This is a genomic window from Actinacidiphila sp. bgisy145, from assembly GCF_057708125.1.
In genome coordinates, this window is the sequence record NZ_JBYIRL010000046.1 from 16,552 (window position 1) to 29,584 (window position 13,033).

Sequence of the window (13,033 nt, forward strand, 5' to 3'; positions counted from 1 at the left end):
TTCCTCCAGGTGGGTCAGGGTGGTTGGCGGGAGTCGGTGTGGCGGTGGGTTCTGGTCAGCGCGTGCGCTCGGGCCGGGCCGCGGGTGGGGCGGCCGTGGCGGCGGGCCGGGCGGGGGTAGGGGTTGGACGGCTTCGCTGAGCGGACGGGGAGAACGCCAGCGCTGCGACGACACGGGGCTCCCGGGCGGGCCCCGGAGTGGGCTGGACCTGCCGAGGGTGCGGGGTGTGGCGGTCGGCCAGGGTGTCGCGCAGGTTCTTGATCTCCAGCACGGAGACGCTCATCTGCTGGTTGATGCGGCGCAGCCGGTCGGCGTAGAGGGGATCGGCCGCCTCGCCGAGCCCTTCCCACCAGTCAGCCGTGGCGTCAAGGATGTTGGTGACCTGGTCGAGGACGCCGTCGCCAGGCGCGGTCAGCTCGCTGAGCACGGCGACGGCCTGGCTGGTGTGACCGGCCTGGGACAGGGTTTGGGTGAGGTGAGCGAGACGGTCGCCGAGGTTCACCTCGTTGTCGGTGGGGACCGGGGTGCTGTTGTCGAGCAGGTCGGCCTCGACGGCGTAGGCGAAGCCCTCGGCGCTCAGCATGTCCACGGCCCGGGTCACCGCGCGGCGCTGCTCGACCGGGTCGGTCATCCCGAAGGGCAGGTGGTGGACACGCCCGTGGTGGGTCACTTCGGCCACGAAGCCGGCGCGGTGGAGGACGGCGTCTGCCGCGTTGAACGGCGCGGGTGAGGTCAGGCCGAGCTGGTCCAGGCGGGCAGACCCGTGCTCCCGGTCGGGGGCTTCGGTGGTGTCTTCCGGGCCGGGTGGGCTGCTGGTGCGGGCGGTGACCCGGGTGCCCTGCCGGGTGATGGTGACCGCGATCTGATCGGGCTGCATGTCGGCACCTCCTTTCTGGTCGGTCGTGTCCGGCGGTACGGCGCGAGGCCCGTGCCGGGTGGAGTGCCTGCGGGGATGGTGCGAAGTCGAGGATCCGTGGGATCTGCGGCTTGGCCTGTCCGGGATCCGGTGATAGGGCCGTCAGCGGATGCGGCGTTCAGCGGCCGGGCCGTTCGGCGGAGGGGCAGGTAGGGGAGCGGGTGTTGCGCTGGCCCAGTGGAGTTCCGCCACAGCTGTGTGGTGGACGTCCGCGGTGAGATCGTGCATCTCGGCGTTCCAGCCGGGCTGCCACCGCTTCGGCGAACTCCTGGAGACCAACGCCTGCCGGCTCGCCCGGATCGGGCTGTTGGCCGAGACGTTCAGCGGTGGGGCGCACGGCGTTCGGCTTTCGCGGTGGAAGGGGGCGGACGCAAAGGGAAGTCACCGGCCAGGCTTGTGCGGCGGTGAAGGGGGCCCGGGAGGCGGCATGGGTGCCTCGGGCGGCGGCAGCCGGTGGCCGGGCCTGGGCACCGTGGTGGTGGAGCGTGCCCGTGCGGCGGCGACGCGGGCAGCAGCGAGTTCGGCGCGCTCCGGTTCGACATCGGCGATGGCGTCCAGCACCGAGGCGTGGTCGATGAAGACGGTCATCGCGTACCAGCCCTCGGCGTTGCGCTCGTGGAGGGTGTCGTTGAAGGCGATCCAGCGGTCCGGGCCGGTCTGCTGGTCGAGTACCGCGGTCAGACGGGACTCCCAGTCGTCACGGATGCGGATGCCCTCGTCCAAGGCGTCGGCCAGTTCCCGCAGTCGGTAGCTCCACCGCTCGGCGGTGGAGGCGGGCAGCGGAAGTGTGGGCAGAGCGGCTGTCGCGTGGTCGATTGCGGCGGCGCCGTGGAAGAGGAACGTCTCGAAGGGCTCCCAGGCTTCGGCGTCGCGCTCGACCTGCCGGCTGCCGTAGGCGTCTCCGTCCAGGGGCACACCTGCCGCGTCGCAGAGGGAGTCCGAGACCGCATCCCAGTCCTGCAGGGCCTTCTGGGCGAGGCGGTGTGCTTCGCGCAGCGCGGGGAGACGTGCCGCTTCGACGGCGTTTCGGTAGCGGGGCAGTAGCCGGCGCTCGACGTCAGCCACGGCACGGAGCGGGTCGCCGGGTATGGCGATGCCGTGGGGCGTGTGGTTGGTGCGTAGCGCGCCGTCGATGCCGGGCGGTGCGAGGGCGGCCACGAGGAACTGCCCGCGGTGCTGGGGGCGGGCGAGGACGACGAAGCGTTCACCGCCGGGACCGTCGAGCAGGGCGGCCTGCTCGTGGACGAAGTCCTGAAGGGCCCACTCGGTATGGCCGTTGTCCCACAGCCTGTCCATCACGTGGACGTGGGTGGGGCTGTTGGGGAAGAAGTCGTCGGTTGCCGCGGACCATGAGCCGGGGAGCCGGTGGGCGAGGGCGTCGCTGAAGGCCCGCAGCCGGTCAGGCGTTTGGTCATCACGGGGAGGTGCGGAGTGGAGGGGCGCGTTCGGATCGGATGCGGGCATGGCGGGTCCAATGCGGGTGAGCGGGAGGGGGTGAGCGGGCGAGGGCGGGGAAGCGTCTGCGGGTCTGGGGCATGGGCGGGTTCCTTCTGATCTGTGGTTCAGCGGCTGCGGGGGTTGTCCGGACGGGGCTGATCCGGGGGCGTCGCAAGCGGAAGGTCCGAGGCCGGTGGGACAGGTGTTGCGGCCGAGCCGGCGGTGGTGCCGTGGTGTTGTACGGCGGGGGAAACCGCTTCGGCGGCGGTGCGGCGACTGTCGGATGCTGCCATAGTTGCTGCTGGGGATGTGGTGGAGAGCGCAGGGGTGGCGGAGCTGTGGGTGTTCGCCTCCATACGGGCGAGATGCTGTTAATGGGTGGCCCGCTACCGCATCACCACCGGCCGCCGTATCGGCTCGGCCGCGCTGGTCGCCGACGGCCTGCACGCCCGCACCGACGGCTTCACCTCCCTGGCCGTCCTGCTCGGCGCTGGCGGCGTCGCCATCGGCTGGCGCTGGGCCGACCCCGCCGTGGGCCTGCTGATCACCGCAGCGATCCTGCTCGTCCTCAAGGACGCCGCCCGCGAGGTCTACCGCCGCCTGATGGACTCTGTCGACCCCGACCTCGTCGCCAGGGCCGAGACCGCGTTGCGCGACACCGAAGGCGTGCTGGACATCGGGCACGTACGCATGCGATGGATCGGTCACGCGCTGCGCGCCGAAGCCGACATCGTCGTGGACCCCCACCACAGCGTCGTCCAGGCTCACGCCGTGGCCGTGGCCGCCGAACATGCCTTGGTCCACGCCGTCCCCCGGCTGACCGCCGCGACCGTCCACACCGACTACGCCCCCCACGGAAGCGACCCCCACGCACCCCTCGACCACCACGCTGCCGCCTGAACCGCACGCGACAAGCCGTCCACTACCGAATCGAGTTCGGTAACTCACGGCACCGAGTAGCCTCTTCACTGCGACTTCCCCCGTGAGTTCATCGGGATGAGCACTTCGGTATTCGTGAACTTCCGGACCTTTCAGCGCATCCGGGAGTCGGTATCGAACAACTGCCGCTCGGCGGGGTGCAGCAGGTGCTGGGTGATGAAGCTGCGGCCTGCGACTTTCCACAGGCCTCGGCCTTTGGTGAGGGCGGAGACGGCTTGGGTTTCGACGCCGGTCAGTCCGAGCAGGGAGGCTGCGGCGGCGAGTTGGTCGGGCTCCTGGCGGTAGATGATGCGGGTGGAGCAGTCGGCGAGTAGGCCCTCGGCGAGGACTCGGCCGCGTGAGCCGGCGTCACCTGCGGACAGCAGGTCGCTGAGGCGGTGGATGACCATGAGGTTGGCGATGCCCAGGCCGCGGGAGAGTTTCCACTGGGACTGCATGCGCTCCAGCAGGCCGACGTGCCGCATCACGCGCCATGCCTCGTCGTAGATGACCCATCGCCTGCCGCCGTCGGGGTCGGCGAGGGCGGCCTCCATCCACGCTGAGGCACAGGTCATGGCCAGGACCAGCGCGGTGTCGTCGCCGGAGCCGCCGAGCCGGGACAGGTCGATGGACAGCATCGGCGTGGCCGGGTCGAACGTGACCGTCGAGGGCGCGTCGAACATCCCCGACAGGTCGCCGTGCACGAGACGGCGCAGTGCGTGGGCGAGGTCCTGGGCCGCGGTGCCCAGGTGCCCGGGCTGGTCGCCGAGCGCGTGGTCGAGGCGGTCCGGGGAGCCGAGGGCGTGGGCGATGTCGCCGAGCAGCGGCACCGTGCCGGACGCCTCGGCTGCCGTGACGACCAGGTCGAGCGCGAGGTCGAGCGCGGTGTGCTCCATCGGCTGCAGATCCCGCTTGAGGACGGTGCGGGCCAGGCCCGCCAGCAGCAGCAATCGGCGCTTGCGGGTTTCGGTGGCCCAGTCCGTCTCGCTGACCGCGTCGGGCTTGGCGGGCGCGTCCAGCGGGTTCAGCCGGCCGGGTAGTCCCGGGCCGAGCGCGATGGTGTAGCCGCCGAGCGCCTGGGCGACGGGGCTCCATTCGCCCTTGGGGTCGCAGGGGACGTAGACCTTGTAGCCGTGGGCGATGGCTCGGGTGGCGATGGACTTGGCGAGCGCGGACTTGCCCATGCCGATGATCCCGGCGAGCACCGCGTTGGGGTTGGTGAAGCCCTCGATCCGGCCGGAGCTGTAGAGGGAGAACGGGTCGTAGCAGAACGCCGCCTCGGCGTGGACGTCGCGGCCGATGAAGATTCCCTCCGCGCCGAGGCCGCCTTCGGCGAGGAAGGGGTAGGCGCCGGAGACGGTGGCGGTGGTCATGCGGTGGGAGGGCAGGCGCAGTTTCCCGCCGCGGGCGGAGGAAGGACCGGGGCGCCCCGAAGGCGGGTAGGTGGGCCGCAGCTCCGGGTCGAGGCCCTCATCCTGCCGCTTGGGTGCGGTGTGGGCGCGGCGGGCCTTGTGGCGGGCTTCGGCGTATCCGGCGCGTGCGGCGCGCTGCTGGGCGCGGGAGGACTTGCGGGGCGCGAAGACCTGGGTCGCGCTGGCGCGGGTGCGGGGCATGAACGTATCTCCAGACGGGCGGCAGGGTCAGTGGCGGATCAAGCCGGTGAACGGTGCGTGCAGGTCCGCGGGTGTGCTGCGGCGGCGCACCAGCCGGGCGGCAATCTGGTGGCGGTGGCAGATCGTCAGGTCGGGAGCGCCTTCGGGCAGCCCGACACGGCACGCCTCACCGTCGGGAAAAGCCCCGGAGTCCGGCCGGGGGGCTGAGTGGTAGGCGGCGTGGAGGTGGTCGGCGGCCTGCCAGATCCGGGTGCGCGCGGCACCCAGGCAGTCGCCCTCGATCGGTACGAGCGGGCCGGTGCGCAGGGCGTGGGCGTCGAGCAGTTCGTAGAGGGCGACCAGGTGCTCGTGCAGCGCGTCCAGTTCCGCCCGGGAGGCGACGAGCGGAGCGGTGGGGAGGTTGAGGGCGCGGTGGAAGTCGAGGGCGGCGGTGGCGAAGGGCACGAAGTCCTGCGCGGTCGGCGTGCTGGCGGTGCGGGACATGGGGGTGCTCTTTCGGCGGGAAGGGAACAGGCCGGCATCAGGCCGAGAGGGCGAGGGGCAGGGCGGCGGCGGTGAACGCCTCGGCCTGCTGCCAGCGCAAGGCCCGCAGGTCGAGCTGCGCGCCGACCGCCGCGGTCTCCACGACCGCGCACGCGGAGCGCAGCTCCTCCTCGGAGTCGGCCGAGACGGTCAGCAGGCCGGTCAGCGCGACATCGGCGTGCCCGGCGATGAGCTGGCGCTCGCGGGCCTTGATGTCGGCGTATTCGATGGAGTCGGCTTCGGAGTCGACCTGGCCGCGCCGGGCCCGCTCGGCGGCGTCCGCGATCACCGACGCTTTCTTGCGCTGGACATCGCGCAGGGCTGCGTCCAGGCCCTTCGGCTCATACGACAGCGACAGGGTGCGGCGGACCCCGGCGGTGAACAGGAGCTGGTGCAGGAACCCGGCTGAGGTTTCGATCCTCGGCCAGTTCTCGATCCAGTAGGTGGTGTGGAAGGCCGTGTCAGTGGCGATGTGGTCGGCGGACTCCACCACCACGACCGGGCCGGCGGCAGCCGGGTCGGCAGCGGGGCGCCCGGAGTCCGACCAACGGTCCAGCGTCGCAAGGGCCTTGGGGTCGTATGCGGTGCGCACCACGGCCGCGATCTCCGTGGCCGTGAGCCAGCCCGACGGGTTGAGGCCGGCGGTGCGCGCGGCCTGGTCGAAGGTCGAGGTGAGCTGCGCCAGCACGGAAAAGGCTCCGGTCAGGCCGCCGCCGGCCTGGGTGATCAGCCGCCGGGCGCCCTTGGTGTCGAGCGAGACCGCGACGTATGCCTCGTGCGGGGCGGCGGCCGGACCGGCGCTTTGGATCAGCTCGCTGTAGACTTGCCCGGCCATGGGGGCGTTGGGGTTGCCGTGTTCTTCCCAGTAGCGGCGCAGCGCGTCACCGGAGTCGGGGACGGTGCGCTCGAGTACCTGGATGCGGGCGACCTGCCCGGTGCGGGCCAGCGCCGCCAGTGCCCGGCCCCATGCGGAGACGTTCGCGTGCTGGGTTCCGGGGTCGAGCAGCGCGTAGGCGCGCGCGGAGACCTTGACCACCGCGGTCAGCGCACCAGTCCCGGGGTGGTGCAGGGCGCCGTACCGCCGGTCGGGTGCGGTGACCACCCGCAGCGATGCGGCGGTGCCCGGCAGGTGCAGAAGTCCTTCGCGGACCGGGCGCCGGGAGGGGCGGGCCAGCCACAGGAGCTGGCCGCGGGCGCGGCGTAGGGCGTAGCGGGCGACGATCGGTGTCCAGTCGGCGAGAGAGCGGCCTCGGGAGCGGACGAAGACCAGCAGCAGGATCGCGGCCCACAGCGGGATGAGTTCGAGGGCGCCGACCACGCCGCGGGTGAGGATGACGGCCAGGAGCAGCAGCCCGGTGAGGGTGACGACGATCAGTTGCGGGGCGGTCAGGCCGAGCAGGATTCCGCGCTTGGAGCGGTGCGGGAACTTCACGGTGGCCGGGGCGACATCAGGAGTGCGGTTGTCAGGCATGGCGGGTCCAGAGGGTAGATGTGGGCGGAGGTGGGCGGGTGGGACGGGGCTCTTCTGGTCCTCACGGTGGGCATCCTCGCGGGGCGTAGGGGGAGGGGGCGGGCTGCGCCGGGCAGCCCGCCCCGGGTGGGGGCCGGTCAGGATCCGGCGGGCGGCTGCTCGGGGAAGACCCAGCGCGTCGGGCTCTGCGTTCCGTCGCCCGGCGGGCCGCTGGAGGGCTTCGGCAGAGGTTCGGTTCCGGAGCGGGCAGGAGCTGGAATTGCTGCTCCGGAGGTGCCCGCTTCGGAGCTGTCTGTGCCTCCGGAGGAAGGCCGGGTGATCAGCGGGGGGATACCGGGGCGCTGGATGAGCGCGCGGCCCTTGTCGCCGGTGGCGTTCTCGTTCTCGCCGTAGCGGAAGGTGGTCTTCGGCTGGGGCGGGCCGGGGTTGATGCCTTCCTTGCTGAGGTTGCTGCCGGCGGGGTTGATGCCCGAGGCGACGCCGTCCGGGCTGGCGCCGGGTACCTGGCTGGGGCCTTGCGGCGCGGGTGCGCCGGTGCGCATGCCGCTCTGCAGGGCGAGGCTGCCCGCGGTCTTCGCCGCACCGGCCGCGACCGCGAACCCCGCCACACCGGTGCGGTGCAGGTCGTCGTGGCCGCCGCCGTCGGAGGCCCAGTGCACGAAACGGTAGGTCGCGTAGGGGCAGAGCAGAACGAGGATCATCACGACGAGGCCGGCCATCGCGTCGGACAGCGCGGACAGCCCGTCGTGGGAGTCGGACTTGCCCATCGCGGACACGCCGATCAGGAACACCACGGTCATCAGCAGCTTGGACACGACGAGGGTCGCGGTGGCCTCGATCCACCCGCGCCTCCAGCGCTTGGCGACCTCCCAGCCGCCGCCGGCCCCGGCGAAGACCGCCAGCGCGACGAGGATCAGCACGCCGACCTTCCGGGCGACCATCACACCCCAGTACATGAACGCCCCCAGCGCCATGGCGACCGCGACCAGCGCGGGCACGCCCCAGCCCAGGCCGAACATCACCCCGAGTTCGTCGACCTGGATCACGCGGCGGACCGCGTCGGCGATGGAGGTGTGCGCGGCCTGGAACAACCCGTCGGACAGCGCGTCGACCACGGTGATGGCCACGGAGGTGAACGCGACGGCGCAGAAGGAGAACAGGACGCCGGTCATCGTGCCGACCACGGCCTGGGCGAGGGCGCGCTCGTCGCGCCGCCAGGCGGCCATCATCACCTGCAGGCAGAACGTGCCGACGATCAGCGCCAGTCCGATCGGCAGGAGCAGCTCGTAGTTGTCCCGGAACCACGGCGCGTTCAGGTCGATCGCGGTGGTCTCGTCAACGGCCTTGGCCGCGAGATCCGCCGCTGAGGCGGCGAGGTCGCCGGCGGACTGCGCCAGCCAGGCGCCGATGCCGTCGGTGACGGCTTTTCCGGTGGTGGACACCACCCCGCCGACGGCGTCGCACACCTTGTCCATCAAGGGGAGATCGCAAGCGGACATGATCAGGTACCTCCTTGCACGGGTGGCGGGGTCAGGGGGCGACGTTCGGCAGCACGCCGGCCAGCGCGCAGGGCCGGTCGGGGCGGCACTGGACGGCGAGGGTGATCGCGCGGGCCTCGGCCCCGGCGTGGGGAGAGCCCTTCCACGCGATCGCCTGGTGGCCGGTGACGGTCACGGCGTAGACGTACGCAGTGGTGAGCGCCCCGGGATCCGCCTGCAGGGCTTGGGTGAAGGCGGAGGGGATGTGTGCGTCGTCCGCGGTGGCGGTGGCGTGCTGGCCCTGGTCGGCCATCCGCTCCCACAGCACCGGCGCGGGCAGCAGCTGCTCGACTGAGGCGCGATCGGCGTACTTGGTCTCGCTGGTCATCCACCGGTCAACGGCAGCGAGGAACTCGGGCTGGGAGTAGGAGCGGGTGTCGTACGACCACAACGCGACCGCTGCCGCCTTCCCGAACACGATCGGGTCGTGCGTGGACGGCGGAACCGGCAACCCCCGCGGACTGCCACTCGCAGACGGCACCGGGGAGTTGGTGGCCGACGGCGACGGTACGGCTGAGGCTGACGAGGTGGGGCGCTCGGGGTGGGAAGAGGAGGTACGGCCGTCTCGGGTGAGGTAGGCGGCCAGGCCCGCGGTGGCGACGAGTACCACCAGGACGGCGGCGCCGACCAGTGACCGGCGGTGCCGGGCAGATGAGCGGTCCGGGTGCGTAGGCGCTGTGGACATCAGTGGACCTGCGTTCCGAGCGTGGAGAAGAACGCCACGATCCCGTTCGCCGCGCCCAGCAGCAGGGCCGCGCCTGCCGAGACCAGTACGCCGTTCTTGCCGTTGGTCTCGGCCTGGTGGCCGCCGGAGTGGTGGCCCCAGGCCCACACGCCGGCGCTGACCGCCAGGGCCCCCACCACAGCGATGATCCCGAACAGGTTGACGCTGCCCATCACCTCCTTGAGTACGGACAGGCCCGGCAGCCCGCCCTCGTTCGGCTTGATTCCCGGGTCGTAGGCGAGGTGGACGACCTTGTCGGCGAGGAACATAGGGAACTCCTGTTCGATTCATGGCGCGCAACAGCCCGCGGGGCGCGCAGCTATGGCGCGAAGGGGAAGAGGAAGAGAGGGAAGAGGGGAGAAGAGCCGGTCAGACGACGCGGCGGGCCGCGAGGAGCTGCGGCTTCCAGTCGGCGAGGGTGTTGATGTCCACCACGGCGCCGGTGTGCGGGGCGTTGACGATCAGGCCGGAGCCGATGTACATCCCGACATGCTCCGGAGCGGCGGCAGTGCCTTCGGTGAAGACGAGGTCACCGGGCTGGAGGGCATCGACCGAGACAGGCTTGCCCTCTTTGACCTGCGTGTACGTCGTCCGCGAGAGGGTGACCCCGGCGGCCTTGTAGGACTGCTGCATGAGACTGGAGCAGTCGCAGCGGCCCATCGGATCCGGCCCGTGCGCATCGGTACACGACCCGCCCCACTGGTAGTCCGTACCGAGCTGCCCCAGCGCCCACCTGATCGCGGTCTGCACCTTCGCCGGAGCGTCGGCCGGGATCGTGTAACCGGTCGGCACCGAGCCCGGCGGGATGACCCCGAAGTCGGTACCGTCCCCGCCCGGAGCGCAGCCGCCTCCGATACCGCCCCGCACGGTGCTCGTGGTGGCGGAGCCTGAGGGGGCGGGAGTTGGCGTGGCGCCGCCGCTCGGGGCGAGCAGCAGTTCGAGGGCCTTCTGCAGGGCGGTCGCCAGCGGCTCCCACTTCGCGTAGGCGTCGGGGAAGGCCGACTTCTGCACCGCCTGGGCGGCCTGGGCGACCGACAGCGACTGCCACCCGGAGACCTGCTCCAGCGCCTCGTAGAACCTGGTGGAGGCGTGGACCGGGTCAAGAATCTCGGTCGCAGTACCCCAACCCTGCGAAGGCCGCTGCTGGAACAAGCCGAGGCTGTCGCGGTCGCCATAGGTGAGGTTGCGCAGACCGCTCTCCTGCAGCGCGGTCGCCAGCGCCACGATCTGCCCCCGGGCCGGCACCCCCATGGCCAGGCCCGTGGCCTGGATCGTCTTGGCGTTGGACACCTGCTCGGCCGGGTTGTCCAGCCCCGCAACCGTGACGGTGCCAGTGCCCCCGCCGTCCAGAATGGCCTTCACCTGCGCGGCTACCGCCGCGGTATCCACAGCCTGTGTACCGCTGGTGGAACACGAGGCCGCAGCGCTCCCGGCGGTGATACCGAGCAGGGGAACGGCCAGCAGCAGCGGACCGGCAGTGGCCAGGCCGACGACGGCTCCGGCGGTCTTCTTCATCGTCGCCACCGCCCACCATGGCCAACGGCGCCAGCAGACAGCGGGGTTGGGGCGGGGCATGAGTGGATCAGGGCGTGCTGCATCGCAGCGGCTCCTCGGTGCTCGTAGGAGGCGCGGTGCCGGCCTCTCGTGCAAAGCCGCCGGCACCGCGCCGGTGTGAATCCGCCCCTGGGGCGGGCCCGGATCAAAGGAGTTGGTAGCTCCTGGACGCCGGTGTCAGGTCATGCGCGGCAGCCAGCCGCGCTCGTAATCTCAGGTGATACACAAAGAGCCCCCTGGTAGACGTGGGAAACGAGGCGAACGTGCCGATCCGGCGGCCTTATTGGATACGGCAACACGGAACAGCACAGGTCAACACGGGTGAAGTGGCGCTCCGCCGTGGTGACTTGGCGAGACAGTAGACCGGAAATCCGGACGCGCCAAATGGCCCCGGTCGAGGCCGTGAAGAGTACCCGGCCTCGTTAGGCCGGTCCGGAATTCTCGGCTACCCTCCGGCGCAACCCCTGCTCCGAATGCCGTCGCTCGGCATTCCCCGGAGCGTCCAGCTCGCGCCAGAAAGGCCCCGCGCATGACCTACACGCTGCACCGAGGCGACGCACTCACCGTGCTCAAGACCATCCCCGACGAGTCCGTCCATGCGGTCATCACCGACCCCCCGTACAACAGCGGAGGGCGCACCAGCTCCGACCGCACCGGCCGCACCGCCCGAGCCAAGTACGTCACCAGCAACAGCGCGCACGACCTGAAGACGTTCCCCGGCGAGAACCGCGACCAGCGCAGCTACCGGTCATGGCTGACCGAACTGCTCACCGAGGCGTACCGGGCTGCGGTCGAGCACGCGGTGGCCGTGGTGTTCTCCGACTGGCGTCAGGAACCCACCACCAGTGACGCGTTGCAGATGGCGGGCTGGACATGGTCGGGCACGATCCCGTGGATCAAGCCCGCCAGCCGGCCGAGGAAGGGCGGCTTCAAGCAGGCGTCGGAGTTCATCACCTGGGGTGTGAAGGGCAGCCTCGACCGCAGCCGAGACCTGTACCTGCCCGGCTACTTCATCGCCTCCCAACCTCGCAAGGACCGGGTCCACATCACCCAGAAGCCGGTCGAGGTCATGCAGCAGCTCGTCCGCATCTGCCCCGAGGACGGCACCGTCCTCGACCCGTTCACCGGCAGCGGCTCCACCGGAGTCGCAGCCCTGCGCGAAGGCCGCCACTTCATCGGCGTCGAACTGTCCGACCACTACGCTGCCGTCGCCGAGCGCAGGCTCCAGGCCGAGCTGACCCAGGACGACTTCGTCCTGGCCGGACCGGAGGAATGAGCATGAGAGCCACGAGACCTGACCGACGGACCCGCGGACACAAGATAGAGCGGCTGGTACACCGGAGAACCGGTGCGCCAGCCGCTCTTCCTCTTGCTGTCAGGCTGCCTCGAATGCCCGCCGGATCAGCGGGCCCGCCTTCCCCAGGTCGGCCGCCGACGAGATCCGGACCTCCAGGGCCCCGGTTCCGATATGCCCGATACCGCGCATATCGCGGGTGAAGCCCTCCTCCAGCACGACAGTGTCCGGGTCGAGGGAGAGGTAGACCAGGATGATCCCGTGCGACGGACGAAAGAGGACCGAGGCACGGTTCACCATCCGCCGGTAGGCGATGTAGTGGCGAAGCCGGACCACCTCCACCTCGCCCCACGCGGTCAACGCCTCGTCCAGCTCGCCGTACAGGTCCCGCAGGCACTCGGGAACGCTGGTTGGTGCCGCCCGGAGACCGTCGTCGGCACCGGCCGTCCCTCGGTTCCGCTGCGGCGCCGGACCCGGTCCGGCAGATGCGGGTGAAGACTCGACCAGCATCAGACTCAGCAGGCCATCGTCGAATACCCGGTAGCGCACCAGGTCGATGCGTCTGCGGTTGTCGTACACCGCGACCCGGTCGTGCCGGGAGAAGTCGCCAGCGATACAGACTGCCCGCGCGTTCCTCCAGTCGATCTCCTTGGCCGCCTCGGCGCCGAGCCGCTCCCGCACCAGCGCCTCGAACTCGTGACGGGCGGAACACAGCCACGACAGATAGGAGGAAGCCTGGGATAGCACCCCGCTGTCCACCGTCTTCTTGTACTCCACGACCACCGGAGCGCCGTTCTCGTCCAGACCCAGAGTGTCGATCCGGCCCCGGTGCCACGGACCCGTCGGGTACTCTGAGGCCAGGAACCGAATGCCGAGCATCGCCTCCATGCTGGCCTCGACCCGCCGCTGCAACTCCACCTCCAGTGCGACCGTCGAACCCCGCAGCTCCACGTCCCCGCTCGCAGCATCCAGCCGGAACAGCTTGAGGTCAGTCACCCGTGCCCCCTCCTGTGATCGATACATAGGGAGCAATCGGAAACAGCAGA

The 13,033-nt window shown here is 71.0% G+C and carries 11 protein-coding genes and 1 pseudogene; 2 read left to right on the plus strand and 10 right to left on the minus strand.

Features of this window, described 5'->3' with window-relative positions:
* Positions 1-55: 55 nt before the first annotated feature.
* Positions 56-877, minus strand: coding sequence for a hypothetical protein (locus AC3ERT_RS31150; protein WP_435178156.1), 822 nt, complete (start codon positions 875-877; stop codon positions 56-58).
* A 420-nt stretch (positions 878-1,297) separates the two neighbouring features.
* Positions 1,298-2,380 (minus strand): hypothetical protein, encoded by a 1,083-nt coding sequence (locus AC3ERT_RS31155; protein ID WP_435178158.1) that lies wholly within the window; start codon positions 2,378-2,380, stop codon positions 1,298-1,300.
* A gap of 348 nt (positions 2,381-2,728) precedes the next feature.
* On the opposite strand from AC3ERT_RS31155, the pseudogene AC3ERT_RS31160 reads away from it, so the two are divergent.
* A pseudogene (locus AC3ERT_RS31160) lies at positions 2,729-3,253 on the plus strand (cation diffusion facilitator family transporter); the annotation flags it as partial.
* Between the two features lie 131 nt (positions 3,254-3,384).
* Here the strand turns inward: AC3ERT_RS31160 and AC3ERT_RS31165 are convergent.
* The 7 genes from AC3ERT_RS31165 to AC3ERT_RS31195 all read right to left on the minus strand — a co-directional run bounded on the left by AC3ERT_RS31165 (position 3,385) and on the right by AC3ERT_RS31195 (position 10,654).
* Positions 3,385-4,884 (minus strand): ATP-binding protein, encoded by a 1,500-nt coding sequence (locus tag AC3ERT_RS31165; RefSeq protein ID WP_435178160.1) that lies wholly within the window; start codon positions 4,882-4,884, stop codon positions 3,385-3,387.
* A gap of 27 nt (positions 4,885-4,911) precedes the next feature.
* Positions 4,912-5,367: a DUF6238 family protein gene (locus tag AC3ERT_RS31170; RefSeq protein WP_435178162.1), complete on the minus strand. Its 456-nt coding sequence runs from the start codon at positions 5,365-5,367 to the stop codon at positions 4,912-4,914.
* A gap of 37 nt (positions 5,368-5,404) precedes the next feature.
* Positions 5,405-6,877, minus strand: coding sequence for an SCO6880 family protein (locus tag AC3ERT_RS31175; protein ID WP_435178163.1), 1,473 nt, complete (start codon positions 6,875-6,877; stop codon positions 5,405-5,407).
* Positions 6,878-7,014: 137 nt separating this feature from the next.
* Positions 7,015-8,376 carry an SCO6881 family protein gene (locus AC3ERT_RS31180; protein WP_435178165.1) on the minus strand — a complete coding sequence of 454 codons (1,362 nt, stop codon included), beginning with the start codon at positions 8,374-8,376 and terminating at the stop codon, positions 7,015-7,017.
* Between the two features lie 31 nt (positions 8,377-8,407).
* Positions 8,408-9,100, minus strand: coding sequence for a hypothetical protein (locus AC3ERT_RS31185; RefSeq protein WP_435178167.1), 693 nt, complete (start codon positions 9,098-9,100; stop codon positions 8,408-8,410).
* Entirely contained in the window at positions 9,100-9,408 is a 309-nt protein-coding gene (locus AC3ERT_RS31190) for a DUF6112 family protein (RefSeq protein WP_435178169.1), read from the minus strand. The genes AC3ERT_RS31185 and AC3ERT_RS31190 overlap by 1 nt, the downstream gene beginning before the upstream one ends.
* Positions 9,409-9,508: 100 nt before the next feature.
* Positions 9,509-10,654 (minus strand): C40 family peptidase, encoded by a 1,146-nt coding sequence (locus AC3ERT_RS31195; RefSeq protein WP_435178171.1) that lies wholly within the window; start codon positions 10,652-10,654, stop codon positions 9,509-9,511.
* A gap of 568 nt (positions 10,655-11,222) precedes the next feature.
* On the opposite strand from AC3ERT_RS31195, the gene AC3ERT_RS31200 reads away from it, so the two are divergent.
* Complete coding sequence (locus tag AC3ERT_RS31200) at positions 11,223-11,969, plus strand: DNA-methyltransferase (protein WP_435178173.1); 747 nt, start codon at positions 11,223-11,225, stop codon at positions 11,967-11,969.
* Positions 11,970-12,068: 99 nt separating this feature from the next.
* Here AC3ERT_RS31200 and AC3ERT_RS31205 read toward each other — a convergent pair whose 3' ends face one another.
* Positions 12,069-13,010, minus strand: coding sequence for a DUF5655 domain-containing protein (locus AC3ERT_RS31205; RefSeq protein ID WP_435178175.1), 942 nt, complete (start codon positions 13,008-13,010; stop codon positions 12,069-12,071).
* Positions 13,011-13,033: the final 23 nt, after the last annotated feature.